This is a genomic window from Opitutia bacterium (genome assembly GCA_016217545.1).
In the GTDB taxonomy this organism is placed as follows: Bacteria; Verrucomicrobiota; Verrucomicrobiia; order Opitutales; family Opitutaceae; genus Didemnitutus.
Window position 1 is genome coordinate 307,383 of sequence record JACRHT010000002.1, and the last position, 26,422, is coordinate 333,804.

Sequence of the window (26,422 nt, forward strand, 5' to 3'; positions counted from 1 at the left end):
TCGTGCCGTGCGTTTCGTGCTTCGCTGCGCCCGTGAGCCCACTTTCGCCCGCCGAGCGCCTCGCGCGCCAGATGCAGTTCATCATCGAAGCCGACAAGCTGAAGGAAGTTTTCCGCCAGACGCTGTGCACCCAAAGCCGGCGCGCCGAAAACAGCGCCGAACACTCGTGGCACTTCGCGCTCATGGTCATCACGCTGGCCGAGCATTCGAATCACCAGCCGCTCGACGTGCTGCGCGTGCTCAAGATGACGCTCATCCACGACCTCGTGGAAATCGACGCGGGCGACACCTACGCCTACGACACGAAGAACATGGCCGACCAGCACGAGCGCGAGGCGCGCGCCGCCGACCGCATCTTCGGCCTGCTGCCACCTGATCAAGCCGCCGAATTCCGCGCGCTGTGGGATGAGTTCGAGGAGCGCGCGACGCCCGAGGCGAAATTCGCCGCGGCTTGCGATCGTTTCCACCCGATGCTGCTCAACTGCCTCACCGGCGGCGAACGCTGGCGCCATCACGGTGTCACCCACGACAAGGTCGTCGCCCGCAACCAGCACACGCGCGAAGGCTCGACCGCCCTCTGGGCTTACGCGCAGCAGATGCTCGACGAGGCGGTCGCGAACGGATCCTTGGCGAAAACTCCGACCCGGTAACCGCGCCGCCGCGCCGGGCTCCCCTCGCCGACGGATTCACCACGTGCCCGTCGCACCGAGCGCGCACAGCCAGCGCGTGTAGGCCCGGCCCGGAGTGTTGGGCAGCAGACCCTTGCCGGCTTCGCGCGCGATCGAGGCGTCGAGCACCACATGCTTGCTCCAGCGATACTCCGCCGCGCACGTCGTCGTGAGGATCTGGTCGTGCCACGGCTTCGTGCCTGGATACGCGTCGCGGTGGTTGTCGGCATCGGCGAACTTCTGCGCCGTGCGCAACGACCACGCCTTGCCGAGCACGTGCTTCCAACCGAGTTCCCACGTCGAATCCTCATAGTCGCCGCGGCCGCTCGAAGCCGGCCAGAGCCGATGCAGGCCGCTGAGCGAGATCGTATCCGCCGCGTCCGGCGTCCACGTGACCGCGGCTTCCACGTAGGGCGGCACGCGATTCCGGCCGAGCGCCGCCGGTTGCGCCGCGGTGGAGCGCCGGAAATCGGGCCCGGCGCGCAGGTCGATTTTCCACTGCGGCGAGAACTTGCCCTCCAAACCCGCCAGCACGCGCACGAGATGGCTGGTTGAATTGAGCGCCACGGTCGGCGGGCGGTCCTTCTGCTCCTGTCGGCCGGCGCGCGCGCCGATCACCCATGCCAGGCCCGGACGCAGCTCGCGCGCGAACTCCGCGCCGGCGGTGTATTCGGCGCGGTCGACATACGAGGCGCAACCGCTCGCAAATCCCGTGTGGAAATTCTGATCGAGCCCCGCAGCGGTCAACCGCCACCACCCGCCCGGCCGCGTCCAGGTGGCGCGCGCGGTGCCCTTGAAGATCGACTGCGACCGGCGGGCGCGCACCGGCTCGCCGCCGATGGCCGGGCCGCCGCCCACGACGTTGTAGAGCGGCGCCAGATGATCGCCATTCGTCCACAGCTCGCTCAACGCGACGTCCCACGTGGCCGCGCCGCGCGCACCCGACAGCGTCGCGCGCACGCGATGGTCGTCGTGGTTCTCCGTCGCGAGGCCATCGAAGCGAAACACCTCCGCGCGATAGCCGACTTCCAATTTGCCGGCGCTGCCCGCGCGCCCGATCCACGCCACGCCCGCCGCGGCGCTCGACACCCACGCGCCTTCCCGCGCCGGCGCCGTGGCCGACGCACCGGCGACGAGCGCGCCGCCATCCTGAAGAAACACGTTGGAATCATACGTGATCCGCGCCGCCGCTTCCGCGACGAACTTCGCCGGCGGCTCGGCCGCGATCAACGCGGCCGGCGCGGCGCCCAGAATTCCCACGAGAAGCAGAACACGCTTTTCCATGCTCCCAGACTAGCGCGTGGGACACAGCGGCACGGGGCGGAGTTTGGCAAATGCGCGCACTTTCTTGGCGATGACACACGCGCGACCATGACACAGTTCCGCGCGCGCACGCTTGGGTTTGGCCAAAAACTGCACAGGACATCCGCGCCTCGGACGCTACGCTGAAAAATGTGGAAACCCTTACCTCACTTCTCTCCCAGGAATCGGTAGCGCGGACGGTGATGCTGCTCGCGGCGGCGGGCGCAGTCGGCACCGCCCTGGGAAAACTGAAAGTGCGCGGCGTCGGCCTCGGAGTGGCTGGCGTGCTCTTCGCGGGATTGCTGCTCGGGCACCTGAAGCTCGCACCGAACCATGAGGTGCTGGATTTCGTGCGTGAGTTCGGACTGATTCTCTTCGTCTACACGCTCGGTCTCCAGATCGGCCCCGGTTTCTTTTCATCGCTCAAAGAGCGCGGGCTCGCCCTCAACGGCTTTGCGGCGTGCATCGTGCTCGGCGGCTCGCTCATCGCCGCGGCGCTGATTTTCACTCACACCGTGCCGCTCGCCGCCGGCGTCGGCCTGCTCTCCGGCGCGACGACCAACACGCCGTCGCTCGCGGCCGCCGGCGAAGCGTTCAAGCAGATGGGCGCACCGCCGGACACCACCGCCATCCAGGGTCTCGCCTACGCCGTGGCCTATCCGTTCGGCATCCTCGGCATCATCATCGCCATGGTGCTGGTGCGAAAAGTATTCCGCGTCGACGTGGCCAAGGAGGTCCGCGACGCCGAGGCGGCCAACCGCCCAAACGTCCCGCCGCCGACCGGTCGCAGCCTCGAGGTGCGCAACGCGAATCTCGTCGGCCGCCGCATCGAGGCGATCCCGAGCCTGCGCGGCTCGCGGGTCGTGGTGTCGCGCTTCTCCCGCGGCGGCGTCGTGGACGTCGCCCGCCCGGAAACGGAACTCGCGCTCGGCGACGTGCTGCACGTCGTCGGACCCGAGGAGGAAGTCGACGCGCTGCGCGTGGTCATCGGCGCGGAGGCCGGCGTGGATCTGAAATCGCTGCCCGGACACGTCGCGAACCGTCGTCTGCTCGTCACCAAGGTGGCGGTGCTCGGCAAGCCCATCGGCGATCTCGACGTGTTGACGCAGCACAGCGTCGTCATCACGCGCGTCACGCGCAACGCGCTGGAATTTTCCGCGAGCCCGGGCTTCAAGCTGCAGTTCGGCGACATCCTGATGGCGGTGGGCGAAGAGCGCAGCCTCGACGCGGTCGCGTCCGCGGTGGGCAACTCGTCCAAGGCGCTCGATCACCCGCACCCGATCCCGTTTTTCCTCGGCATCGTGCTGGGCGTGGTCGTCGGTTCGCTCCCGCTCGCGATCCCCGGACTTCCCGCCGCCGTGAAACTCGGCCTCGCCGGCGGCCCGCTGCTCGTCGCGATCTTCCTTTCGCGCCTCGCCAACACCGGGTCACTCGTCTGGCACCTGCCGCCCAGCGCCAATTTCATGCTACGCGAGATGGGCATCACCTTGTTCCTTGCGGCCGTCGGCATGAAGTCCGGCGAAAAATTCGTCAGCGTGCTCCTCGGCGGCAACGGCCTCACTTGGCTCGCGTGGGGCGCGGCGGTCACGATCGTGCCGCTGCTCATCGTCGCGTTCGTGGCGCGTGCGTGGAAGAAAGTGAACTACACCGAACTCTGCGGCCTGCTTGCCGGTTCGATGACGGATCCGCCGGCGCTCGCGTTCTCGCAGCAATCCACCGGCAGCGACGCGCCCGCCGTCGCCTACGCGACGGTCTATCCGCTCGTGATGCTATTGCGCGTGTTCACGGCACAACTGCTCGTCTTCATTCTCTGGCGCGTGGCCAACGGCGGCTAGGGCGTTTTCTGTAGCCGGGCTCGCTGAGCCCGGTCGGCGCTTCTTCCCTCGGGAAAGCCCCTTTCCGGGGTCAGCGACCCCGGCTACATTATTTTTGAAAATGCGGTAGGGCGTTTTAAGCGGAACTGTGGAGGCCAGCGTGACGCAGGCGTCCCGCCTGGGATGACGGAAGATGCAGGCCGGAGGCCTGCGCTACCTCCTCCGCAGCGGCCACGGCGGCGAAGGGACTCGCCGCCCTACCCATGACGCCGGCCTCGGCCCTTTCAGGCCGTGCCCAATCGCTCCGCCCGAGGAGACGAACCTCCCCCGCCGCCAGCTTTGTAGGAGCCTGCTTGCAGGCGACCCGACCACCGCTCCAGCCCTCGTGTTTCGGTCGCCTGCAAGCAGGCTCCTACAGCGCGGATCGGGGCGCCGCGCACCTCAGCTCAGATCCCGGAACGACCCGAACTCCGGATCGAACAGGCGGCGATACGTGCGCACGATCATGCCGTCGGTGAGACCGGCAAGGTAGTCGCAGATGCGGCGCGCCTTGCCGTCGAGCGTCTTCTCGGCGTCGATCAGGCGGCTGACGTTGCCGGGCAGGATCCTGATCACGCGTTCGCTGCGCTGCGCGTAGTTTTCCCAGATGGCGTTGAAGAGCGCGTTGAGGATGACGCGCGCCTTGTGCTCGAGTTGCTCGAGTTGCGGGCTCTCGAAAATGATGTCGTTCGCCATCTTCTTGAAGAAGGCCGACTCCTCGAGCGCAGCCGCGTCGACCACGAGTTCGAAGGCATAGCGGTTGGTCTTTCCCGCCATGAAATTGTCGCGCTCCTTCAGGCGACACGCTTGGATGAACGCGCCGATCTTCTGCGAGAAGACGTTCTCCAACCGGTCGGCGCGGACGGCGTCGAAGAGCGAATCCATGTGGCGCTGCTTCGCGGCGTCGATCTCCTCGCCGGCGGCCCAGCGCTCGACGCGCTCGATGGTGAGGAAGCCCGCGCGCACGCCGTCGACAATGTCGTTGAGCGAATACGCCGCGTCGTCGGCCCAGTCCATGATCTGGCACTCGACGCTCTTGAACTCGTTCAGCGCGTTGCCGCGCATGAGCGAGCCCGGGATGCGGTTGCCCTCGAAGACCCACTCGCGGATCGGCTCCTGCGGGTCGTAGATGAAGTGGTTGATCGGCGGCGTCGCGAACTCGGTGTAGAGCTTCTTGTATTTCAGGATGCCGTCGAGCAGTGCGCGGGTCGGCTGCATGCCTTTCACGCCGGTCTCGTTCTGGTAAATCGTCTCGCAGAGCAGGTGCAGCGTCTGCGCGTTGCCCTCGAAGCCGCCGCGGCGCTTCATCAGCTCCTGCAGCGTGCGCTCGCCCGAGTGCCCGAACGGCGGATGCCCCATGTCGTGCGCGAGGCAGCTCGCCTCGACGAGATCGGAGTCGATGTAGAAATCTTCCTTCAGCGGCGCGCCGCGACTGAGCAGATATTGGCAAATCGAGCGCCCGATCTGCGCGACCTCCATCGAGTGCGTGAGCCGCGTGCGGTAGAAATCGTATTCGCCGCTGAGGAACACCTGCGTCTTCGACTGCAGTTTCCGAAATGCATGCGCGTGGATGATGCGGTCGCGGTCGATCTGGAACGGACTGCGGTAGTCGGGCTTGCGGCCCCCGCCCCACTCCTGCACGTCGAAGGCGTTGTAGAACTTGTTTTGCGGCATCGGCGCTTTCGTCCCGCAAAGGCCCGCCGGTCGCAACGAGAAAACAGGGCGCCGCGCCGGGCCGGGCGCCCCCGCAGGAATTTTCCCCAGTAGAATGGCTTCGACTCGTCCGCTCGCGCTCACAGAGTGCCCCGCCATGCCCCGCCTGACTTTGCCCCGCCTGCTGGTCGTCGCCTGCGCGCTCGCGTTCATCGCGAGCCTCCCCGTCCTCCGCGCCGCCGATGCGGCCGCGTCCGGCAAGTCGCTCATCCACGCGACCGATCTGCTGAAGCTCAAGCAACTGGAGTCGCCCGCCCTGTCGCCCGACGGCAAATGGGTTGTCTACGTCGTGCGCTCGATCGAGCCAAAGCCCGAGGCGAAGGACGACTGGGTCTACCACACGAACCTCTGGCTCGTCGCGGTCGACGGCTCGAGCGCACCGCGCCAGCTCACCCGCGGCGGCAGCGCCTCCGCGCCCGCATGGAGCCCGCAGGGCGACCGCATCGCGTTCGTGCGCGCGGTCGACGGCAAGCCGCAGATTCACGCTCTGCCCGTCGCCGGCGGCGAGGCGGCGCCGCTCACGAAGATCGAGACTGGCGCCGCCGCACCGAGATGGTCGCCCGACGGCTCGCGCATTTTGTTCACTTCGAGCCTGAGCTACGCCCAAGCACGCGAAGCCCTGGAAAAATCCGGCCAACCCGCCGCGCCGCGCTGGCCCGTCGAGAAACCCGGACGCAGCGCCAACGACACGAAGAACTACAACGCCGCCAAGAAGGGCCCGCCGGACGCGAAATCCTCTTCCGCCACGAAACCCTCGCACACCGCCAAACCCCACGCGGACGCCTCCGCCGTCGCTTTGGCGAAGGCGGACGGCTCGCTCCAAGATCGCCGCGAGTGGCTTGCCCAAAACGAAGCCGACGGCAACCCGCGCCCGCTCACGCGCCTGAACTTCCAGAGCGAGACGGACATCAATCCCGATCTCTCGATCGCGCACCTTTTCGTGCAGGAAGCACGTGAAGGCGCCGAGGCGAAGGACCTCACGCCCGGCTTCACCGGCTACGTGGGCGCCGAGTGGATGACCGACGGCAAAGCCATCGTCTGCGCCTCGCAGACCAATCCGGAGGAAAACCCCGACCGCTCACTCACCGCGAGCCTCTACCTCGTCGACGCGGCCGGCGGCGGCGTGCGCGACTTCCTCAAGGTGCCCGACCACTCCGTCCTCAACCCGCAACCTTCGCCCGACGGCCGATGGGTCGCGTTCACGATCAACCGCGGCCGCCTGTTCGGCTACGAACAAGCCGCCGTCGGCTTCGTGCCTGCCACCGGCGGCGCGCATCGCGTGCTCACGGCCAAACTCGATCGCAGCGCTGGCAACCTGAAATGGTCGCCTGACTGCCGGAGCATCTACTTTGTCGCCGCGAGCCGCGGCGGCTTCCCGCTCTACCAAGTCGCCATCGACAGCACGGAAGCCCTGACCGTCACCGCGGAGAAAACTTTCGGCGTGCGCGACTACGATGTCGGCGTGCACGGCTACGTTCAGGTTCTCACCACGCCCGAAAATCCGTCGGAGCTCTACACCGGCACCAACGCGAAGCTCGGCTACCATGCCCTCACGACTCACAACTCCGACTGGATCGCCGAGCGCCAACTCTCCGCCGTCGAGGAACACGCGCTCACGAACGACAAAGGCCAGACCGTGCAGTATTGGACGCTGAAACCCACCGTGCTTGAGCGCGGAAAGAAGTATCCGCTGCTTCTCCAGATTCACGGCGGTCCGTCCGCGATGTGGGGTCCGGGCGAGGACAGCATGTGGTTCGAGTTCCAGTTCTTCGCGGCGCGCGGCTACGCGGTGGTGTTCGCGAATCCGCGCGGCTCGGGCGGCTACGGTCGCGATTTCCAAGCCGCGAACTACCGCGATTGGGGCAAAGGTCCCGCGAGCGACGTGCTCGCGGCGGCGGCCGAGGCGGCGAAGCAACCGTTCGTGGATCCCGCGCGGCAGGTCGTCACCGGCGGTTCCTATGGCGGCTATCTCACCGCGTGGATCGTCGGCCACGACCAGCGCTTCAAAGCGGCCGTCGCGCAACGCGGCGTCTACGACCTCCTCACGTTCTTCGGCGAAGGCAACGCCTGGCGCCTCGTTCCGCTCGCGTGGGGCGGCTATCCGTGGGAGCCGGGCCTGCGCGAAATCCTCACCGAGCAATCGCCGCTCACCTACGTCGCGGACATCAAGACGCCGCTGCTCATCCAACACGGCGACAACGACCGCCGCACCGGCTTCGTGCAAAGCGAGATGCTTCTCCGCAGCCTCAAGCAGCTCGGCCGCGACGTGGAATCCGTCCGCTACCCGCGCGCGACGCACGAGATGAGCCGCAGCGGCGAGCCGCGGCAGCGCCTCGACAGCCTCGTGCGCTACGAGGAATTTTTCCGCCGCTACCTCGGCGAGAACTGAGCCGCCACGCGACCGCGCGGCGGGTTCACTCCGCACCGCGTTCGGTCGCGCCCCGGGATTCCGCGCCGGCCACCGTCGCCACGAACTCAGGCTCGCTCACGCGGCCGTCGTGGTTGAGGTCGAACGACGCGTAGACGCGCGCCCACTTCATGGGCGAACCTCCTTCGACGGCCTGCAATTCGTAGTCGAACGACGGATCGACGGCCGCCAGCCACGCCAGCTCGTCGGCGGAGATGTAGCCATCGGCGTTCTCGTCAGCGTTCACGAAGCCCCGGTGCAGCTGCGCGAAAAAATCCGCTCGCGCGTTCTCGGTCGCAGCAAGCGCCGCCGGCGTCGGGAGCGTCGGTGGAAACGGCTGCGGACGCGCGCGCCGGGCGCCCACCGCGAGGCCGACCGCCACGAGCGCCGCCGCGACCGCGAGGCGCCGCGGCCACTTGCGCAGAAGCCGCCCGAGGCGATAGGCCCGCGACGGACGCCCCGCCCCGGCGATGGGCGCGCCCCGCCGGAAATCGTGGATCAGCTTGGGATCAGACACGCGCGCGAACACCGCCGCAAATTCCTCGAACGAGACGTCCGGCAGTAGAAATCGCAGCCGCTCGTAGCAATACGCGGCGTCGCACGCGAAGCGCGGGAACGCCAGAAACGTGTGCGGAATGTCATGCTGCACGAGCGTCTCGACGAGATGGTGAAACCGCTCCGCCAGCACCGCGTGCTGCTGCCGCGCATCCTCCGTCCCGACGATGCCACCGGGCGCATGGGCTCCGATGCGCACGCGGCTCGCCGATGCCGACGCGAGATCGCGCACCGGCACCAAAGCGTGTTCCACCGCGATGCGCCCCTCGGCCAGGATTCCCGGCAACCGCTCGCACAAGTCCGGATCCTTGACGATGCGCGGCGCGTCCGGAGCGGTGAGATCCTTCTCCATCCCGGCGGAGCAATGCGCGTGCACGTGTTCGCGCCAGTTCTCCCGCGTGAAGCCGGTATCCAACCCCAGCTCCGTGAGCAACCGCACCAAGAACGTGGTCCCGGCGCGTCCGGTCCCCGTGATGATGATCTTGCTCGGCAGCTCGCCCATACGACCGCTAGAGACGCAGGCGGCGCGCGCGTGTTACAGGCATCCACATCGGGAAATCCCCGATTCATACCAGCTGCCCCCGAAGGGAATTCCACGCCCGATTTTCGTCATCGCACCGTAAAACGCCGGGCGCTGACTTGCGCGCGATGTCCGCGCCCGCTATCAGCCTCGCCATGCCCCACACGCTTTTTCCCACGGCCTTTGGCACCTGCGGCATCGCTTGGAACGAGCACGGGCTGACGGGGTTTCAACTGCCGGAGGCCGACGTCGAGGACACCGAGCGCCACCTCGCAAAGAAAGCGCACAGCAAAGCTGCGGACGAACCGCGCCCCGAATGGCTGCGGCGCCTGATCGAGCGCGTGCAGGCGCACCTCGAGGGCAAACTTCAGGACTTCGCCGACGCACCGATCGACTGGTCGCGCGTCAGTGATTTTCAACAGGCGGTCTACCTGCACGCGCTCGCGATCAAGCCCGGCTACAAGAAAAGTTACGGCGAAATCGCGAAGGCGATGGGACTGGGCAACGAAGCCGCGCGCGCCGTCGGCGTCGCGCTCGCCACGAATCCGTGGCCGCTCGTCGTGCCTTGCCACCGCGTCGTATCCGCCAGCGACAAGATGACCGGCTTCTCCGCGCCTGGCGGCGTGCGCACGAAGACGCGCCTCCTCGCGCTCGAAGGCGCCGAGTTGATTTCCGAATGAGCCGCGGCCACCGGTTGCAATTCGATCCGGCGGCGGCGCTCAAGCATCTGCGCGAATCGGATGCAGCCCTCGCGAACGTCATCGAGCGCGTCGGACCGTTGGCCCTCGAACTGTTGCCGGCCGCGAACCTGTTCGAGGCGTTGCTGCGCTCGATCGTCTATCAGCAACTGCACGGCAAGGCCGCGGCGACGATCCACCAGCGCGTGCTGACGCTCCTCGGAAATCACGGCGGCGCCACCGCGGCCGCACTCGCGCATGCCACCGACGATGAGTTGCGCGCCGCCGGACTCTCACGCGCCAAACTCGCCGCCGCCCGCGACCTCGCGGCCAAATGCCTCGACGGCACCGTGCCCGCGTGGGCCGAAATACCCAAGTTGAGCGACGAGCAGCTGATCGAGCGGCTCACCGCCGTGCGCGGCATCGGCCCGTGGACGGTGCACATGCTGCTGATTTTTCACCTCGGACGGCCGGACGTGATGCCGACCGGCGACTTCGCCATCCGGCTCGCTTTCCGGAGAATCTACCGCAAGCGCCGCGACCCGAAGCCCGAGGTGATCCTCAAGCACGCGCGGCGCTGGCAACCGTATCGCAGCGTCGCGAGCTGGTATTTGTGGCGATCGCTCGAGTTGCCGGCCGATACAGCCGGCGAGATTTAAGGTCGCGAGCCCCCGCGATAAGACCGGCTTGGAACCCGCCGCTGTGGCCGCTTCGGGGTTGTTTCGCCGGGGGCGCCACGTAGCTTCACGCGCAATCTCAACCCAACCCCTGCCATGCCCGCGAAAATGCGCGCCATTGTGAAGCCCACGGCCGGTCCCGGCCTGATCATGACCGAAGCCCCGGTGCCGACGCCCGGAGTCAACGACGTCCTGATCAAGATCAAGAAAACCTCCATTTGCGGCACCGACGTGCACATCAACAAGTGGGACAAGTGGGCGTCGCAGACGATCAAGCCGCCGCTGATCATCGGCCACGAATACGTCGGCACGGTCGCCGACGTCGGCGCAGGCGTCGAGGGCTTCGAGCTCGGCCAGCTCGTCACCGGCGAAGGCCACATTGTCTGCGGTCACTGCCGCAACTGCCTCGCCGGCCGCCGCCACCTCTGCCCGAACACGAAGGGCGTCGGCGTGAACCGCGATGGCGCGTTCGCCGACTACGTCATCATCCCGCAGTCCAACGTCTGGAAAGTGCCCGCGGGCATGAACACCGACGTCGTCTCGTGTTTCGACCCGCTCGGCAACGCCGTGCACACCACCCTCTCGTTCGACCTCGTCGGCGAAGACGTGCTCATCACCGGCGCCGGTCCCATCGGTTGCATGGCCATCGCGGTCGCGCGCGCCGCCGGCGCCCGCAAGATCGTCATCACCGACGTGAACGACGGCCGCCTCGCCCTCGCGCAGAAGCTCAATCCCACGCGCGTCGTGAACGTCGCGAAGGAAAACCTCACCGACGTCTGGCACAAGGAACTCGGCATGACCGAAGGCTTCGACGTCGGCCTCGAGATGTCCGGCAATCCCGCCGCGCTCCGCCAGATGATCGACAACATGGTCAACGGCGGCCGCATCGCGCTCCTCGGCATCATGCCTGGCGAAGTCGCGATCGATTGGAACAAGGTCGTCTTCAAGATGCTTCACATAAAGGGCATTTACGGCCGCGAGATGTTCGAGACGTGGTATAAGATGACCGCGCTCGTCCAGGGCGGCATGGACATCACGCCCGTCATCACGCACCGCTTCCCCGTCGAGCAATTCCAGGAAGGCTTCGAGCTGATGGGCGCCGGCAAGTCGGGCAAGATCGTCCTCAACTGGGAGTGAGCCGCATGAATTCCGCCTATTACGACCACCTGCGCCAGACCCTCGGCGAGATCGACGCCGCCGGCCTCTACAAGCGCGAGCGCATCATCACCACGCAACAGACCGCGCACATCGCCGTCGCGAGCGGCCAGCGCGTGCTGAACATGTGCGCGAACAACTACCTCGGCCTCGCCGACAACCCCGAGCTCATCGCCGCCGCGCGCGAATCGCTCGACCGTTGGGGCTACGGCCTCGCCTCGGTGCGCTTCATCTGCGGCACGCAGCAGCTCCACAAGGACCTCGAAGCCGCCATCTCCAAGTTCCTCGGCACCGAAGACACCATTCTCTACTCGTCTTGCTTCGATGCGAACGGCGGTCTGTTCGAGACGCTGCTCGGCGCCGAGGACGCGGTGATCTCCGACGAGCTCAACCACGCCTCGATCATCGACGGCGTCCGCCTCTGCAAGGCGCAGCGCTATCGCTACAAGAACAACAACCTCGAGGACCTCGAAGCGAAGCTGAAGGAAGCCGACGCCAACAAGGCGCGCTTCAAACTGATCGCCACCGACGGCGTGTTCTCGATGGACGGCTTCATCGCGAACCTCCAGGGCATCTGCGACCTCGCCGACAAATACGGCGCGCTCGTCATGGTCGACGACTCCCACTCCGTCGGCTTCATGGGCAAGACCGGCCGCGGCACGCACGAGCATTGCGGCGTGATGGGCCGCGTCGACGTCTTCACCGGCACGCTCGGCAAAGCCCTCGGCGGCGCCAGCGGCGGCTACACGTCCGGCAAAAAGGAAATCATCGACCTCCTCCGCCAGCGGTCGCGCCCGTATCTGTTCTCCAACACCGTTGCGCCGACCATCGCGGCCGCTTCGCTCAAGTGCCTCGAGATGCTCAGCCGCTCGACGGCGCTGCGCGATAAGCTCGAGGACAACACCCGCTTCTTCCGCGAAGGCCTCGCGAAGGCCGGCCTCACGATCAAGCCCGGCACGCACCCTATCGTGCCCGTCATGCTCGGCGACGCCGCGCTCTCGCAGAAATTCGCCGCCAAGATGCTCGAGAAAGGCGTCTACGTGATCGGCTTCTTCTACCCCGTCGTTCCCCAAGGCACGGCACGCATCCGCACCCAAGTCTCCGCCGCGCACAGCAAGGAAGATCTCGCGTTCGCCATCGAACAGTTCGCCGCCACCAAGAAGGAACTCGGACTATGAGAAACAAGCTGCTCATGCTGCTCGCCCTCCTCGGCCTGCTCGCCTGCGTGCCGAATTTCGCGCAGGCAAACGCCAAGGACGAGAAGGTGATGAAGTCGTTCGAAAAAGAACTGAGAGCGCTGCAGCAGGCGTTTTTCGCATCCGATGACCTCGAGAAGCGGATCGAGGTGCAGAAGCAAATGCAGCAACTGTTCACCACCACCCTGAAGCAACTGTCCGACGAGACCCGGCCCGTGATGGAAGTCTCGGTCAAAGTCGTCCTCCCCTTGCAGCAGCAGGCGGCGGAGTTCATGGACCTGGCGGCGAAATTCTCCAGCTCAGGCCAGGGAGATCCGGCGACGATCAAAGAGCGTGGCGATATCGCGCCGCGCATCGCCACACTCGAAGAGCTGGAGCGACGCAATGCCGCCCTGCTGGCCGAGATCTCGACCATGAACGAGCGCCTCGGTCACGCGCTCGATGCGGGCAAGATCACAGGAAAGCAACGCGCGGGATTCCTCGCGGGATTCAACGAAACCACCGGCCGCTCGCTCGGTCCGATGAAGGCGATCCGCACGCTCGACGGACAGATCTTCGCCGAGATGAAGCGCCTCTACCGCTTGCTCGATGAGCACTGGGGCAAGTGGAAATACGAGGACGAGGATTTCGTCTGGCAGGACAGCGAAGCCGAGAAAGCCTGCCTTGAGATCCAAACCTCCCTCGGCACCCTTTTGGAGCGGGAATCCGCCGCCGAAGCCGAACTCTCCAAGCGCACCCAAGTCCCCTGATCACCATGCCATCCCTCCTCCGCCCCCTCCTGCTGAGCGCCCTCGGTGCTGCAGCCACCCTTGCCGCCTCGCCCATCACCGCCGTCGACCGCGGCTACATGGACCTCGCGGTCAACCCCGCGAAGGATTTCTACGACTACGCCAATGGCTCGTTCAACAAGGTCCCGATCCCGGGCGAATACTCCGCCTACGGCGTCAATCAGGAGATCGACGAGCGGAACTTCGCGATCGTGAAGGAAATTCTCGAGACGTCGGCGAAGACCAGCGGCCCGAAAGGCAGCATCGCCCAGCGCGTCGGGGATTTCTACGCCGCCGGCATGGACGAGGCCGCCATCGAAGCCGCCGGCCTCCAGCCGCTCGCCCCCTACTTCGCGCAAATCGACGCACTCGAAAAACCCGCCGACATCGTTCCGCTGCTCGGCAAATTCTATGTGCAAGGCACCGACTGCGGCTTCCGCTTCGGCGCGACAGTCGATGACAAGGACAGCACGGCGATGATCGTCGGCTTCTCCCAAGGCGGACTCGGCTTGCCCGAGCGAGAGTTCTATTTCCGCACCGACCCGAAGTCCGTCGACATCCGCCAGGCCTACGAAGCGCACGTGGCGCGCATGTTCGTGCTCGCGGGCGAGCAGCCCGAGAAGGCTCTCGCCGCGGCCGACACCGTCCTCGCCTTCGAGACCAAGCTCGCCGGCGCCTCGCGCAAGCTCGTCGACCTGCGCGACCCCGAGAAAAACTACAACAAGTTCAAGCTGACCGAACTCGACGGCGCCGTCCCCGGCTTCGACTGGAAAGGATTCTTCGCCGCCGCGCAGCTCCCCGCCAGCGAGCAAACCGTGCTCATCGGCCAGCCGGAATTCTTCACCGCGTTCGCCGAGCTGACGAAATCCGAGCCGCTCGACACGTGGAAGCTCTACCTGCGGTGGTCGCTGCTCCACGATTCCGCCAACTACCTCGGCCACGCCTTCGTCGACGAGACCTTCGCCTTCTACGGCAAGAAGCTCACCGGCCGCACCGAACTGCGTCCGCGCTGGAAGCGCGTCCTCGCCGCCGCCGACGGAGCCATCGGCTTCGACCTCGGCCAGCTCTACGTGAAGCGCGCCTTCAGCCCCGAAGCCAAGGCCCGCGCGCTCGAAATGGTGAAGTTCCACCTCCAGGCCATGCGCAACCGCATCGCCGCCTCGACTTGGATGAGCGACGCCACGAAGCAGGCCGCCTACAAGAAGATCGAGACGATGCGCAGCAAGATCGGCTACCCCGACGTCTGGAAGGACTACAGCGAGCTCACGATCACGCGCGATTCCTACCTCGCCAACATGATCGCTGCCTCGGCGTTCAACTACCGCCGCAACATGGAAAAGCTCGGCAAGCCGGTCGACCGCAACGAGTGGTTCATGACCCCGCAGACGAACAACGCCTACTATTCGCCGCAGCTGAATGAAATGTGCTTCCCCGCCGGCATCCTGCAGCCGCCGTTCTTCGACGAGAAAGCCGACGACGCGGCGAACTACGGCGCGCTCGCCTCCACCATCGGCCACGAACTCACTCACGGCTTCGACGACGAGGGGCGGCAATACGACCACGAAGGCAACCTGAAGGGCTGGTGGAACGACGACGACGTGAAGCGTTTCGAGAAACTCGCCGACAACATCGTCGCGCAATACGACGCCTTCGAACCGCTCCCCGGCCTGCACATCGAAGGCAGACAAACGCTCGGCGAAAACATCGCCGACGTCGGCGGCCTGCGCATTTCCTACGAGGCGTTCAAGCTCGCCACGGCGAACAAGCGCCTCGCTCCGATCGACGGGTTCACGCCCGACCAGCGCTTCTTCATCGCCTTCGCCCAAGGCTGGCGCACCAACCAGCGTCCCGAAGACGTCCGCACTCGCATCCAGTCCGACGTGCACAGCCCGATCAAGTGGCGCGTGCTCGGCCCGGTCGCGAACTTCCCAGAGTTCTACGACGCCTTCGGCCAGCCGCGCCCGGCGAATTTGCTGCCGGAAGTCTGGTGAGACGCGCGCGACACGTCCGCACCGCCTCGTAGAGCCTTTTCTGTAGCCGGGCTCGCTGAGCCCGGTCGGTGCTTCCTCCCTCGGGAAAGTTCCTTTCCGGGGTCGGCGACCCCGGCTACATTATTTTTGAAAGTGCTCTAGCGGGGACACCAGCGACCAGACATGGCTTGTGGTAGGGCGGGACCGCTGGGCCCGCCGCGTGGTCGGCATCACGTTCCCGGCGGGCCCAGCGGTCCCGCCCTACCTCACGGCAACGAGGCCGCGAAATCGCGCAGCGCGTTCCAGTAGCGCTCGCCGGCGATCGCGACGAAGTCGTTGTGCTGCGCGCCTTCGATCCAGAGATGCGACTTCTTGCCGGGCGCCGCAGCGTGGAGCTTTTCGCCGTGCTTGAACGGGATCACCTCATCCGCCGTGCCGTGCACCACGAGCACGGGGCATTTCACGCGCGGGAGCTTGCGGAGATTTTCGAATTGGTCGAACGGCAGCAGACGCACGCGCGTCATCACGCGATACACACTCATGAACGCCGACTGGAGCACGAGCCCCGCGACCGGTTCGCGCGCCGCGAGATCGGTGGCCGGACCGCCGCCGAGTGAGCGACCGACCAGAATCACACGTGAGAGCGGCACCTTCAGCGTGTCCTGCAGGTAGCGCGCCGCAGCCGCGTTCGCCGCGTAGATCGCCTCTTCGTTCGGCCGGCCGGTGCTGACGCCGTAGCCGGGATAGTCGTAGGCGAACACCGCGTAGCCGCGCGCATGCATTTCGCGCAGGAACGGCTCGAGCGCGCCGAGATCCTCGGCGTTGCCGTGGAAGAACCACAGCGTGTGCTTCGCCGCCGGATTCGGCAGATACACCGCCGCGACTGAGCCGCCATCGGGCGTCGGAATGCGGATGACGTTTTCCGGTTCCTTGCGCAAGGCGTAGTCCGGAAAATAGAGCATCCCGTCGACGATCCCCGCCGCCAACGCCGTGAGCGCGACGTAAAGCACGAGTCCCGCGACGACGAGCCAGCCTCCCATTCTCCAATAGTCGTGCGGCGCCATGCGATCCGGATTCGTCCCCGAATAGTGGCGCATGACTCTCAGTGTCCGCCGAGCGTATCGCGCACCGCATCCGCGACGCGATCCCGCGGCACTTCGCGCTCGGAGCGGTCGGTCAGGTCGCGGATTTTCACGACGCCCTTGGCGAGTTCGTCGCCGCCATAGATCAGCGCGAGCTTCGCGCCGGATTCGGCGGCGGCCTTGAACTGTCTGCCGAAGGCCACGTCCTTGAGCGGATATTCGACGCGCCAACCGGCCGCGCGCAGCGCACGGATGTCGGCGAACGCCGCGGCGCGCTCGGCCTCGCCGCCGATGACGGCGTAGGCGTCGGGCGCGTTGACGAACGTCGGCGCGAGGCCGCGTTGCTCGAGGAGAATGCCAGTGGTGACGTCGCCGATGGCGAAGCCGACGGCGGGCAGATCCGCGTAACCGAGCTTCTTGACGAGATCGTTGTAGCGGCCGCCGCCGGCGAGCGCGCGAAGGTCGCCCTTGCGGTCGAACGCCTCGAACACGAAGCCGGTGTAGTAAGCGAGGCCGCGCACGACGGCGAGGTCGACGCTGACAAAGTCACTCAGGCCCATCGCGGCGAGGCCGCCGAGCACCTTGCGCCAATCGGCGAGGCGGGTGTTGAGTTTTTCCGAGGCGAACGGCGCCAGCGCGGCTTCGAGATCGGCGAGCGTTTTGATCTGAAGGAACGCGAGCACGCGCTGCTTCTTCTCATCGTCGAGCGCGCCGTGCGCCTCGACGTAACCCTTGAAAGCATCGTCACCCATCTTCTCGTAGCGATCGATCGCACCGAGGATGCCGCGCGATTGCGCGTCGTTGAAACCGAGCGCCTCGAGATAGAAAAACCACAGGTCGCGGTCGCTCAGGCGGACATAGAAATCGTCCTTGGTCAGGCCGAAGCCCGTCATGCACTGAATGAGCAGTGCGATGAGTTCGATCTCCGCTTCCGGACCGGCTTCGCCGAAGATGTCGGCGTTGAACTGGTTGAAGGCGCGGAGGCGGCCCTTTTGCGCGCGTTCGTAACGATAAAATTCCGCGATGCTGAACCACTTGATCGGGCGCTTCAGCGCGCCGGCCTTGGCGCCGACCATGCGGCACACGGTGGGCGTCATCTCCGGGCGCAACGAGACCTCGCGCTCGCCTTTGTCCGTGAAGGAGAAAAGTTGGCCCTCGATCTCGTCGCCCGACTTCGTCGTGTAGAGCTCGAGCGGCTCCAGGACGGGCGCGTCGTATTCCTGAAAGCCGTAGCTGGTGGCGGCTTGGCGCCAGACGCGGAAGATGTGCTGACGCCGGGAGAAGTCTTCCGGATAAAATTCGCGGAAGCCGGGAAGGGACTGAAATCCTGCCATGAAGCGGTTGCGGAGGACGGGCGGACGATCAGGTCGTCTCGTCGTCTTCGCCATCGTCGGCCGAGGCCGGCGCAGGCGGGTTGGCTTTGAGCTGCTCGAGGTTGAGCGCCTTGATCTTCTGCTTCAAAATCTTGCCGCTCTTGAACTTCACGACGGCGCGCTCGGGAATCACGACTTCCGTCTCCGGTTTGTTCGGATTGCGGCCGACGCGGGCTTTGCGCACTTGGACTTCGAGGACGCCGAAGTTGCGCAGCTCGACATTTCGGCCGGCAGCAAGGGCTTCCATAACGATGTCGAGGGTCATCTGGACCGTGTCTTGGATTTGCTTCTGCGGAAACCCAGTCTTCTCGTAGATCTCCAGGACGATTTCGCGTTTGGTGAGGTTGGTCGACATGGCGTGGCGGGGTTGAGGTTTGACGGCACAAACAATTCATGAGCGCGTGCTTGCGTCAACGGCAAACCCGCGTAAGGCGTTACCCCTAATTCCGATGCCCGATCCGAACGCAGTTCGTTCCATGTTCTCCCGTATCGCGGGGCGCTACGACGTCGCGAATCACCTGTTGAGCGGCGGCGTGGACTTCTGGTGGCGCCGCGTGCTCGTGCGGCGTGTGCACGACGCCGCACCGCGCGACGTCCTCGATCTCGCAACTGGCAGCGGCGACGTGGCTTTCGCACTCGCCGATGGCCTGCCGCCGAGCGCGCGGATCGTCGGCATGGATTTCTGCCAGCCGATGCTCGATGAAGCCGTGAAGAAGCGCGCCGCGAGCCCGCGCTGGCAACCGGTCGATTTTCGCCAGGGCGACGGCATGGCGCTGCCGCTCGGCGATGCGCTGTTCGACGCGCTCACGATTTCCTTCGGCCTGCGTAACATGGCGGATCGCCACAAGTCGCTGACGGAGATGCGACGCGTGCTGCGGCCAGGCGGACGGCTGTTCGTGTTGGAATTCTCGCAACCGTTCGCGTGGTTCCGGCCGATCTACTACACCTATCTCAAATACGTGCTGCCCTCGATCGCGGCCGTCGTCACCGGCGATCGCGGTGCCTACGAATACCTCTGCGGGTCCATCGAACAATTTCCGAACCGCGAAGCGATGAGCGCGGAGATCCTCCGCGCCGGTTTCAAGAGCGTCCGCGCGACGCCGCTGACATTCGGTATCGTCGCGCTGCACGAAGCGCAGGCGTAAGCGCGTAACGCGCGGGTGCTGTAGGAGCCTGCTTGCAGGCGACCAAGCGTCGCGATCATCGGAGGTCGCCTGCGAGCAGGCTCCTACATGATCCCAATCCGTCACATGATCCTGATCCGTCGCGATGCCGCGGCAATCAGCCGCTCGCTGCGGCTCAGTTAAACGACTTCCCGCAACCGCACGTGCTCTGCGCGTTCGGGTTCTTGATCTCGAATCCCTTGCCCTGCAGTCCGTCGTCGAAGTCGACGCTCGAACCATTGAGATAAACGAGGCTCGTCGGATCCATCAGCACCGGAACGCCCTCGCTCACGAATTCCTGGTCGCCGTCCTTTGCCACGTCGAACGACATGCCGTATTGGAAGCCGGAGCAGCCGCCGTTCTCGATGAAGACGCGGAGTTTCTTCTGCGCATCGCCCAGGTCGGCGTGCATTTTCCGGACTTGTTGCGCGGCTCGCGGCGTCAGCGTGATCATGCGCGCAACGTAGGAGCGAACGAGACGCTGTCAATCGACACGCTCGACGCATCCGCATCGCCGCCGCCCGCCATCGCGTGCCCCATGCGCCACGCGCAAAATTCCGCTGCGTCAACCCCTGAGCAGGAATCGTGCAAATTTCGCAGCTGAGTTCTTGCCACGCCCGCGCGCGGCCGGTTTTCTGGAGTCCGTGTCTTCCTTGAAGCACATCTTCAACGAGCTGCATTACGAGCTGACCCGCAAAATTTCCGAAGGCGGCATGGGCGTCGTCTACGAAGCCGTGCAGCGCGGGGCCGGCCAGTTCCGCAAGGTCGTCGCGATCAAACTGATTCGCGAGGAATACTCCGCGATCGAGGAATTCCAGAAGAACTTCATCGGGGAGGCCCGCCTCGTGGCCGACCTCATCCACACCAACATCGTCCAAACCTACCACCTCGGCCAGATCGGCGGGCAGTATTTTATGACGATGGAGTTCGTGAACGGCGTGAACCTCGAGCAGTTCCTCGAACGCCACGCCGAACTCAAACGCCCGGTGCCGGTCGACCTCGCGGCCTTCATCATCTCGCGCGTCTGCCGCGGCCTCAGCTACGCCCACGCCAAACGCGGCGCCGACGGCCGCCTCCTCGGCATCGTCCACCGCGACGTGAATCCGAAGAACATCATGATCGCCCACGAAGGCGACGTGAAGCTCACGGACTTCGGCATAGCGAAGGCCTTGGACCTGATGTATAACGAGGAAGGCAAGGTCATCCCGGGCAAGGACGAGTATCTCTCCCCCGAAGGTGCCAGCTACGCCGTCACCGACGCACGCTCCGACCTCTTCTCGCTCGGCATCGTCCTGTCGGAACTCCTCCTCGGCAAAAACCTCTTCCGCGCCGCCAACCGCATCGAGTCGCGCCGCAACATTCTTCAGCTCTCCGTCCCGCGCTTCGGCGCACTGCGGCCGGAAATCGATCCGCGCCTCGACGCGATCCTCCAGCGCGCGCTCCACCGCGAGCGCAACCAGCGCTACCAGACCGCCGCCGAGATGATGACCGATCTCGAGCTTTACCTCTACAGCGACCGTTACGGCCCCACGAACGAGAAACTCTCGGTCTACCTGCGCGAACTTTACTCCCCGACCGCTTCGTCCCACGCACCCCAGCTGTCCTCCCCGCCGCTACCCCCGCCCCCGATTGAGCGCCTTCGGTAATCTCCTGCGCATATGAGCGGCCCGGGTTTTTCTCAAAGCTTCCAGCAGCGGCAGACGCAGCAACTCGTGCTCGCGCCGCAGATGCGGCAGTCGCTGAAGATCCTCCAAGTCGCCGCGCTCGATCTCCGCGCGACCATCCAGGAGGAGTTGCAGGCCAACCCCACGCTCGAGGAACTGCCCAGCGAGGGCATCAGCCTCGACCGCAACGACGCCAACTCCGACCGCGACTCCGACGCCTCCACCGACAAGAGCACCAACGAGGCGATGGATTTCTCGAAGGACAAGGACCTCGATATCCTCGGCAAGCTCAACGACGACTGGCGCGACCACCTCAGCGACACCGGCGGCGTCCGCCAGATGTCGCCCGAAGAAGACGAGCGCCGCCAGCACTTCCTCGAATCGCTCACCTCCGAGACCTCGCTCTCCGAACACCTCACCCAGCAAGCGGAGCTCTCCGAAGCCCCCTTCGAAGTGAAGACCGCCATTCGCTTCCTCGTCGGCTCGCTCGATGATCGCGGTTTCCTCAGCTCGTCGCTCTCCGACATCGCCATGATGTCCGGCCTGCCGCTCGATGTCGTGCAACAAGCCTCGAAGCTCCTGCGCTCTTTCGATCCGCCCGGCATCGGTGCCAACGATCTCGGCGACAGCCTCCTCATCCAACTCGCGCACAAGGGCCGCGAAAAATCCGTCGCCGCGCGCATCATCCGCGACCATTTCGAGCTCCTCGTCCGCCGCCGCATCCCCGACCTCGCCCGCAAGATGGGCCTCCCGCCCGAGACGATCCAGGAAGCCATCGAGGAAATCGGCACGCTCGACCCGTCGCCCGGCCGCCGCTTCGCCGACGACTCGAACCGCGTCGTCGTTCCCGACGTCACCGTCGAGAAGGAAGGCACCGAGTGGAAGATTCAGCTCAACGCCGACTACATCCCGCGCCTCCGCCTCTCCAACACCTACAAGGACCTCATCGCGAAAGGCACGCTCAACAAACAGGAGCGCGACTACCTCCGCGAAAAGCTTCGCTCGGGCAAATTCATCATCAACGCCATCGAGCAGCGCCAGCGCACGATCGAGCGCATCACGCGCGAGATCATCCGGCACCAGACCGAATTCTTCGAGGAAGGCGTCTCGAAACTGAAGCCGCTCACGATGACCCAGATCGCGGACATCATCGGCGTGCACGAGACGACCGTCAGCCGCGCCGTCGCGAACAAATACATGAAGACCCCGCATGGCGTCTTCGACATGAAGTTCTTCTTCACCTCGGGCTATCAATCCGACGCCGGCCAAGCGGTCGCGAACACGAGCGTGAAGGAGATGATCGCCGACATCATCGCCGGCGAAGACCCCGGCGCGCCGCTCAGCGATCAGGACATCGTCGGCGTCCTCGTCGGCAAAGGCCTCAAAATCGCCCGCCGCACTGTCGCCAAATACCGCGAAGAACTCGGCCTCCTCCCGAGCAACCTGCGGCGCCGCTACGACTGAATACGATCACCGTGCGCCAACATCTTGTCTGCACCATTGCCGCCGTAACATTGCTCACCTCAAGCGTGTTTGCTGGAATGCATATGTCGTTCTATGCGATTCCGGTAGATGAGGCCCGCAAACTAACTTCAGCCAAGATCGCCGCGCTGCTTGAAAGCCCGGACACCGAACGGACGATCGACATCGACAAGGCATGGCACGGCATCCATTTTCTCCTTACGGGCTCGGCCGATCCGACCAGCGATGTCCGCTCCAAGACCCTCTTTGGCGGAAAAGAGATTGGCGATGACCTCGGCTACGGCCCCGCTCGCCTACTTTTGCCAGACGAGGTCAAGAAAATCGCCGGCACTCTAAAGACCGAATCTGTCGAAAAGTTACGGGCTCGCTACGACCCCAATAAAATGGATGCCCTGGAAATCTATCCGACCATCTGGTCGCGCGACGGCATTGAAGCATTGAACTATCTCTTGGAGCACTACGTAAAACTCGCAGTATTCTACGAAAAATCCGCTGCATCGGGCCGCGCAGTCTTGATCGTATTGTCGTAGTTCGACGCGGGAGCAGATTCGCACAACCGCTTTCCTCTGTGTCCTCCGCGACCTCTGTGTTTGAATCCGTTTAGCGACCTCTTCTGTTTAACACAGAGATCGCGGAGGACACAGAGAAGCGGCCAACCGAAAGACGCGTTCGAGTTTTCTGAACTTCCCCTCACACGCTCAACCCCAGCGCATCATGCAGCGCCTTGCGGATGTGTTGCGCCGAGCACGGCTTCAGCAGCACGCCGCTGAGTTGCGCGAGCGTCACGCCGCGCGCAAGCAGCTCCGGGTTCATGTAGCCCGTCATCAGAATCCGTTTCGCGTTCGGCTGCACCGTCATCGCCTCGACCAGGAAATCCAGCCCCTGCGTCGCGCCCGGCATCATGTGGTCGCACACCAGCGCATCGAACGCGCGCGAAGCGAACAGCATCCGGGCTTCCTCGACGTTCGCCGCCCCCTCCACTTCGAATTGATCTTCGAGCATCCGCGCCATCACCGCGCGCAACTCCAGCTCGTCGTCGAGCAACAGCACCACCGGTTTCCTGGTGGCGGCGTCGGACATCAGGACGCGGCGACCGCTTGGTCGTGCAGTTTGGCGGCCTCTTGCACGGTCTTGATCAGCTCCGGCAGCGACACCGGCTTGAGCAGGTAGCGATAAAGCGCCGCCTCGTTCACGCTGCGTAGCAGCATCTCGGGCTTCATGTAGCCCGTCACGAGCACGCGCTGCGTGTTCGGATACTCCTCCCGCACGTGCACCAGAAAACTCAGGCCGTTGCCGCCTGGCATCAGGTGATCGCACACGATCACCTTGTATTGCTTCTTGTGCAGCATGAAGCCCGCCTCGCGCGCCGAGCCGGCGAGATCGCAGTCGAAATACGGCGCCAACGCCTCCGCGTAGAGCGCGATCAGCGGCCGCTCGTCGTCCACGAGCAGGACCGCACCTTTCTTCGCCGCGTTGAACGGAGCGTTGGTCGGGGCTGTCATCACCGCCAGAGTTGTTGGAGCGGAATTTGTTGGCAAACCCAAACACCGCGTCGCCGCTCGGGAATTGGGTTGCCTGCCCTTCCCGCAACGTGTTTCGCTCCGGCTGCTCGCATGGCCCAAACCGACTTCTTCGCCACCGCCCGCGAAGGCACTTTCCCTCTCGTGCCAGCCGATCAGTTGACGCCGGAGAATCTCACCGCGCGCAACGCTTCCGGCAACACGCCGCTGCACCTCGCCGCCAAATACGGCTCGCTCGACCAGCTGCCGCTGAGCGTCCTCACCACCGCGACGCTCACGCTCAAGAACGACGCCGGCTACACGCCGCTCCACCTCGCCGCGCGCGCCGGCCGACTCTCGCAAGTCCCCGCCGCCCTCCTCACTCGGGAATTCCTCCTTCTGCGCTCGAACAGCGGCTTCACCCCGCTCCACCTCGCCGCCTCCGCCGGCACGCTCGACCAGATCCCCGCCGGCCTGCTCGATCTCGAAACCGTCCTCCTCAAGACCGACCACGGCAACACCCTCCTCCACGAGGCCGCCGAGGCCGGCACGCTTGACCGCTTCCCGCGCCAATTCATCACGCGCGACACGCTGACCTCGCCGAACATTTCCGGCGAAACCGTCCTCCACGTCGCCGTCTTCAACGGCCACCTCCAACAGGTCCCCGCCGAGTTTCTCACCGCGGAAAATCTCCTCACCAAGACGGCCAACCACGACACCGTGCTGCACGCCGCCGCGATCTCCGGCCACCTCGACCAGATCCCCGCGCCGCTCTTCACGCACGACAATCTCCTCCTCGCCACCAAGGCCGGCTACACCGTCATCCACGCCGCCGCCGAGTCCGGTTACCTGAACCAGATCCCGCCGAACGCGCTCAGCATCGACCTGCTGATCTCGCGCAACGATTTCGGCGACACCCCGCTGCACGCCGCCGCTGTCGAAGGTCACCTCAACCAGATCCCGCGCGAGTTCTTCAACCGCACGACGATGCTGATCCGCAACTACAACGGCGGCACGCCCATCGGGGCCGCCATCCGCCACGGCCACGTGGACCAGTTGCCCGACGATTTCCGACCCAAGGAGCCTAACGCCTTCCAGCGTTTCCTCTACAAGATCGGCCTGTCGCGCCCGCCGCACACTTGACAGACGGCAGCGTTGCAGCGCCGCCCCTGCCCTGCTCCGCTCTTCCGCTGACTCCGTCACGACGACGGCCGTCCTCTGTTCTCTGCCCTCCGTCCTCCGAATTCTGATGAATACCACCATCACCGCCATCACCGCCCGCGAGATCATCGACTCCCGCGGCAATCCCACTGTCGAGGTCGACGTTCGCCTCGCCTCCGGCCAACTCGGCCGCGCCGCTGTGCCCTCGGGCGCCTCCACCGGCGAACACGAAGCCATCGAACTCCGCGACGGTGACAAAAAGCGCTACGGCGGCAAAGGCACGCTGAAGGCCGTCGCCAACGTCAAAGCCAAGATCGCCCCCGCCCTCCTCGGCATGGACGCCACCGACCAAGTCGGCGTCGACAAGGCGATGCTCAAGCTCGACGGCACCTCGACCAAGTCGAACCTCGGCGCCAATGCCATCCTCGGCGTCTCCATGGCCACCGCCAAGGCCGCCGCCAACGCCCTCGGCCAGCCGCTCTACAAATACCTCGGCGGACCGAACGCGAAGGTCCTCCCCGTTCCGATGATGAACATCATGAACGGCGGCGCGCACTCCGATGCCCCGATCGATTTCCAGGAATTCATGATCATGCCCACCGGCGCGAAGTCCTTCTCCGAAGGTCTCCGCATGGGCTGCGAAGTGTTCCACTCGCTCAAGAAGGTCCTCAAGGAAAAGGGCCTCGCCACCGCCGTCGGTGACGAAGGCGGCTTCGCCCCGAAGCTCGAGTCCACCGAGGCCGCACTCGACGCCATCGCCCTCGCCGTGAAGAACGCCGGCTACAAGCTCGGCAAGGACATCAACCTCGCCCTCGACGTCGCCTCCTCCGAATTCTACGTGAAGGAGAAGAAGCACTACGTCTTCAAAAAATCCTCCGGCCAGATCCTCACCGGCGACGAGATGGTCGAGTTCTACAAGAAGCTCACCGAGAAATATCCGATCATCTCCATCGAAGACGGCTGCGCCGAAGGCGACTGGACCACCTGGAAGAAACTCACCGACGCCATCGGCGACCGCGTGCAACTCGTCGGCGACGACCTGTTCGTCACCAACACCGAGTTCCTCAAGAAGGGCATCGATACCGGCACCGCGAACTCGATCCTCGTTAAGGTGAACCAAATCGGCTCCCTCACCGAGACCTTCGACGCCGTCGAGATGGCCAAGGAAGCCAACTACACCGCCGTCATCTCGCACCGCTCGGGCGAGACTGAGGACGTCACCATCGCCGACATCGCCGTCGCGACCAACGCCGGCCAGATCAAGACCGGCTCGCTCTGCCGCACCGACCGCGTCGCGAAATACAACCAGCTCCTCCGCATCGAGGAAGAGCTCGGCAAGTCCGCGATCTACGGCGGCAAGCTCTAAGCCCCGACGCGTTTTTCTCTCTCGCCGCGCTCGACTCGATCGAGCGCGGCTTTTTTTCGTCGAAACTCCGAACCTTCGGCGCCAAACCGCGTCAGAGCCTACTCGTCCCGGACGCCTTGCTTTTGTCGCCCGACGCGACAAAGGTGTAGGGGCGATCCCGCAACACTCAACC

General features: G+C 65.2%; 24 protein-coding genes. 15 read left to right on the forward strand and 9 right to left on the reverse strand.

Features of this window, described 5'->3' with window-relative positions:
• Positions 1-71: 71 nt before the first annotated feature.
• Positions 72-650, forward strand: coding sequence for an HD domain-containing protein (locus tag HZA32_01425; GenBank protein MBI5422715.1), 579 nt, complete (start codon positions 72-74; stop codon positions 648-650).
• Positions 651-686: 36 nt separating this feature from the next.
• Here the strand turns inward: HZA32_01425 and HZA32_01430 are convergent, their stop codons facing one another.
• Positions 687-1,952 (reverse strand): hypothetical protein, encoded by a 1,266-nt coding sequence (locus HZA32_01430; GenBank protein MBI5422716.1) that lies wholly within the window; start codon positions 1,950-1,952, stop codon positions 687-689.
• A 170-nt stretch (positions 1,953-2,122) separates the two neighbouring features.
• On the opposite strand from HZA32_01430, the gene HZA32_01435 reads away from it, so the two are divergent.
• Complete coding sequence (locus HZA32_01435; GenBank protein ID MBI5422717.1) at positions 2,123-3,805, forward strand: putative transporter; 1,683 nt, start codon at positions 2,123-2,125, stop codon at positions 3,803-3,805.
• A gap of 420 nt (positions 3,806-4,225) precedes the next feature.
• Here HZA32_01435 and dgt read toward each other — a convergent pair whose 3' ends face one another.
• On the reverse strand, positions 4,226-5,497 hold the full coding sequence (dgt, locus tag HZA32_01440; protein MBI5422718.1) for a dNTP triphosphohydrolase: 1,272 nt from the start codon (positions 5,495-5,497) through the stop codon (positions 4,226-4,228).
• 94 nt (positions 5,498-5,591) lie between these two features.
• On the opposite strand from dgt, the gene HZA32_01445 reads away from it, so the two are divergent.
• Positions 5,592-7,925: a S9 family peptidase gene (locus HZA32_01445; protein MBI5422719.1), complete on the forward strand. Its 2,334-nt coding sequence runs from the start codon at positions 5,592-5,594 to the stop codon at positions 7,923-7,925.
• A 25-nt stretch (positions 7,926-7,950) separates the two neighbouring features.
• On the opposite strand, the gene HZA32_01450 is transcribed toward HZA32_01445, so the two are convergent.
• The gene (locus HZA32_01450) at positions 7,951-9,000 is read right to left on the reverse strand and encodes an EF-hand domain-containing protein (GenBank protein ID MBI5422720.1); all 1,050 of its coding nucleotides are present in this window, start codon (positions 8,998-9,000) and stop codon (positions 7,951-7,953) included.
• Between the two features lie 146 nt (positions 9,001-9,146).
• Between HZA32_01450 and HZA32_01455 the strand changes: the two genes are divergently transcribed.
• The 6 genes from HZA32_01455 to HZA32_01480 all read left to right on the forward strand — a co-directional run bounded on the left by HZA32_01455 (position 9,147) and on the right by HZA32_01480 (position 15,481).
• A complete protein-coding gene (locus HZA32_01455; GenBank protein ID MBI5422721.1) occupies positions 9,147-9,698 on the forward strand; it encodes a methylated-DNA--[protein]-cysteine S-methyltransferase in 552 nt (183 codons plus the stop codon).
• Entirely contained in the window at positions 9,695-10,354 is a 660-nt protein-coding gene (locus tag HZA32_01460) for a DNA-3-methyladenine glycosylase 2 family protein (GenBank protein ID MBI5422722.1), read from the forward strand. Before HZA32_01455 ends, HZA32_01460 begins: the two co-directional genes overlap by 4 nt.
• A 126-nt stretch (positions 10,355-10,480) precedes the next feature.
• A complete protein-coding gene (gene tdh / locus HZA32_01465; protein MBI5422723.1) occupies positions 10,481-11,509 on the forward strand; it encodes an L-threonine 3-dehydrogenase in 1,029 nt (342 codons plus the stop codon).
• A 5-nt stretch (positions 11,510-11,514) separates the two neighbouring features.
• Positions 11,515-12,705 (forward strand): glycine C-acetyltransferase, encoded by a 1,191-nt coding sequence (locus HZA32_01470; GenBank protein MBI5422724.1) that lies wholly within the window; start codon positions 11,515-11,517, stop codon positions 12,703-12,705.
• Positions 12,702-13,472 (forward strand): hypothetical protein, encoded by a 771-nt coding sequence (locus tag HZA32_01475; protein ID MBI5422725.1) that lies wholly within the window; start codon positions 12,702-12,704, stop codon positions 13,470-13,472. Before HZA32_01470 ends, HZA32_01475 begins: the two co-directional genes overlap by 4 nt.
• A 5-nt stretch (positions 13,473-13,477) precedes the next feature.
• On the forward strand, positions 13,478-15,481 hold the full coding sequence (locus HZA32_01480) for a M13 family metallopeptidase (GenBank protein ID MBI5422726.1): 2,004 nt from the start codon (positions 13,478-13,480) through the stop codon (positions 15,479-15,481).
• Positions 15,482-15,726: 245 nt separating this feature from the next.
• Here HZA32_01480 and HZA32_01485 read toward each other — a convergent pair whose 3' ends face one another.
• From HZA32_01485 to HZA32_01495, 3 genes are read right to left on the reverse strand one after another with little or no spacing between them, the layout of a single operon-like run.
• Positions 15,727-16,524 carry an alpha/beta hydrolase gene (locus HZA32_01485; GenBank protein ID MBI5422727.1) on the reverse strand — a complete coding sequence of 266 codons (798 nt, stop codon included), beginning with the start codon at positions 16,522-16,524 and terminating at the stop codon, positions 15,727-15,729.
• A 38-nt stretch (positions 16,525-16,562) separates the two neighbouring features.
• Positions 16,563-17,876, reverse strand: a complete 1,314-nt coding sequence (locus HZA32_01490; GenBank protein ID MBI5422728.1) for a histidine--tRNA ligase — start codon at positions 17,874-17,876, stop codon at positions 16,563-16,565.
• 28 nt (positions 17,877-17,904) lie between these two features.
• The gene (locus HZA32_01495) at positions 17,905-18,270 is read right to left on the reverse strand and encodes an integration host factor subunit beta (protein ID MBI5422729.1); all 366 of its coding nucleotides are present in this window, start codon (positions 18,268-18,270) and stop codon (positions 17,905-17,907) included.
• A 94-nt stretch (positions 18,271-18,364) separates the two neighbouring features.
• Here HZA32_01495 and ubiE point away from each other — a divergent pair, with 94 nt between their 5' ends.
• A complete protein-coding gene (gene ubiE / locus HZA32_01500; protein ID MBI5422730.1) occupies positions 18,365-19,060 on the forward strand; it encodes a bifunctional demethylmenaquinone methyltransferase/2-methoxy-6-polyprenyl-1,4-benzoquinol methylase UbiE in 696 nt (231 codons plus the stop codon).
• 154 nt (positions 19,061-19,214) lie between these two features.
• Here the strand turns inward: ubiE and erpA are convergent, their stop codons facing one another.
• Positions 19,215-19,532: an iron-sulfur cluster insertion protein ErpA gene (erpA, locus tag HZA32_01505; protein MBI5422731.1), complete on the reverse strand. Its 318-nt coding sequence runs from the start codon at positions 19,530-19,532 to the stop codon at positions 19,215-19,217.
• A 190-nt stretch (positions 19,533-19,722) separates the two neighbouring features.
• On the opposite strand from erpA, the gene HZA32_01510 reads away from it, so the two are divergent.
• From HZA32_01510 to HZA32_01520, 3 genes are read left to right on the forward strand one after another with little or no spacing between them, the layout of a single operon-like run.
• Positions 19,723-20,724 (forward strand): serine/threonine protein kinase, encoded by a 1,002-nt coding sequence (locus HZA32_01510; GenBank protein MBI5422732.1) that lies wholly within the window; start codon positions 19,723-19,725, stop codon positions 20,722-20,724.
• Between the two features lie 12 nt (positions 20,725-20,736).
• On the forward strand, positions 20,737-22,206 hold the full coding sequence (gene rpoN / locus HZA32_01515) for an RNA polymerase factor sigma-54 (protein MBI5422733.1): 1,470 nt from the start codon (positions 20,737-20,739) through the stop codon (positions 22,204-22,206).
• Between the two features lie 11 nt (positions 22,207-22,217).
• Positions 22,218-22,754, forward strand: coding sequence for a YfbM family protein (locus HZA32_01520; GenBank protein MBI5422734.1), 537 nt, complete (start codon positions 22,218-22,220; stop codon positions 22,752-22,754).
• A 160-nt stretch (positions 22,755-22,914) separates the two neighbouring features.
• On the opposite strand, the gene HZA32_01525 is transcribed toward HZA32_01520, so the two are convergent.
• Positions 22,915-23,304: a response regulator gene (locus HZA32_01525; GenBank protein ID MBI5422735.1), complete on the reverse strand. Its 390-nt coding sequence runs from the start codon at positions 23,302-23,304 to the stop codon at positions 22,915-22,917.
• Positions 23,304-23,726, reverse strand: coding sequence for a response regulator (locus HZA32_01530; protein MBI5422736.1), 423 nt, complete (start codon positions 23,724-23,726; stop codon positions 23,304-23,306). The genes HZA32_01525 and HZA32_01530 overlap by 1 nt, the downstream gene beginning before the upstream one ends.
• Before the next feature lie 111 nt (positions 23,727-23,837).
• Between HZA32_01530 and HZA32_01535 the strand changes: the two genes are divergently transcribed.
• Positions 23,838-24,866, forward strand: coding sequence for an ankyrin repeat domain-containing protein (locus tag HZA32_01535; protein ID MBI5422737.1), 1,029 nt, complete (start codon positions 23,838-23,840; stop codon positions 24,864-24,866).
• 106 nt (positions 24,867-24,972) lie between these two features.
• Entirely contained in the window at positions 24,973-26,250 is a 1,278-nt protein-coding gene (gene eno / locus HZA32_01540; protein ID MBI5422738.1) for a phosphopyruvate hydratase, read from the forward strand.
• The last annotated feature ends 172 nt before the right edge of the window (positions 26,251-26,422 follow it).

Coding starts and splice junctions, on each gene's coding strand:
- HZA32_01470 (MBI5422724.1), top strand. CDS start 11,515: ATGAATTCCGCCTATTACGACCACCTGCGCCAGACCCTCGGCGAGATC.
- HZA32_01525 (MBI5422735.1), bottom strand. CDS start 23,304: ATGTCCGACGCCGCCACCAGGAAACCGGTGGTGCTGTTGCTCGACGAC.
- ubiE (MBI5422730.1), top strand. CDS start 18,365: ATGCCCGATCCGAACGCAGTTCGTTCCATGTTCTCCCGTATCGCGGGG.
- HZA32_01530 (MBI5422736.1), bottom strand. CDS start 23,726: ATGACAGCCCCGACCAACGCTCCGTTCAACGCGGCGAAGAAAGGTGCG.
- HZA32_01430 (MBI5422716.1), bottom strand. CDS start 1,952: ATGGAAAAGCGTGTTCTGCTTCTCGTGGGAATTCTGGGCGCCGCGCCG.
- tdh (MBI5422723.1), top strand. CDS start 10,481: ATGCGCGCCATTGTGAAGCCCACGGCCGGTCCCGGCCTGATCATGACC.
- HZA32_01485 (MBI5422727.1), bottom strand. CDS start 16,524: ATGGCGCCGCACGACTATTGGAGAATGGGAGGCTGGCTCGTCGTCGCG.
- HZA32_01450 (MBI5422720.1), bottom strand. CDS start 9,000: ATGGGCGAGCTGCCGAGCAAGATCATCATCACGGGGACCGGACGCGCC.
- HZA32_01480 (MBI5422726.1), top strand. CDS start 13,478: ATGCCATCCCTCCTCCGCCCCCTCCTGCTGAGCGCCCTCGGTGCTGCA.
- dgt (MBI5422718.1), bottom strand. CDS start 5,497: ATGCCGCAAAACAAGTTCTACAACGCCTTCGACGTGCAGGAGTGGGGC.
- HZA32_01495 (MBI5422729.1), bottom strand. CDS start 18,270: ATGTCGACCAACCTCACCAAACGCGAAATCGTCCTGGAGATCTACGAG.
- eno (MBI5422738.1), top strand. CDS start 24,973: ATGAATACCACCATCACCGCCATCACCGCCCGCGAGATCATCGACTCC.
- HZA32_01535 (MBI5422737.1), top strand. CDS start 23,838: ATGGCCCAAACCGACTTCTTCGCCACCGCCCGCGAAGGCACTTTCCCT.
- rpoN (MBI5422733.1), top strand. CDS start 20,737: ATGAGCGGCCCGGGTTTTTCTCAAAGCTTCCAGCAGCGGCAGACGCAG.
- HZA32_01490 (MBI5422728.1), bottom strand. CDS start 17,876: ATGGCAGGATTTCAGTCCCTTCCCGGCTTCCGCGAATTTTATCCGGAA.
- HZA32_01445 (MBI5422719.1), top strand. CDS start 5,592: ATGGCTTCGACTCGTCCGCTCGCGCTCACAGAGTGCCCCGCCATGCCC.
- HZA32_01460 (MBI5422722.1), top strand. CDS start 9,695: ATGAGCCGCGGCCACCGGTTGCAATTCGATCCGGCGGCGGCGCTCAAG.
- HZA32_01475 (MBI5422725.1), top strand. CDS start 12,702: ATGAGAAACAAGCTGCTCATGCTGCTCGCCCTCCTCGGCCTGCTCGCC.
- erpA (MBI5422731.1), bottom strand. CDS start 19,532: ATGATCACGCTGACGCCGCGAGCCGCGCAACAAGTCCGGAAAATGCAC.
- HZA32_01425 (MBI5422715.1), top strand. CDS start 72: ATGCAGTTCATCATCGAAGCCGACAAGCTGAAGGAAGTTTTCCGCCAG.
- HZA32_01455 (MBI5422721.1), top strand. CDS start 9,147: ATGTCCGCGCCCGCTATCAGCCTCGCCATGCCCCACACGCTTTTTCCC.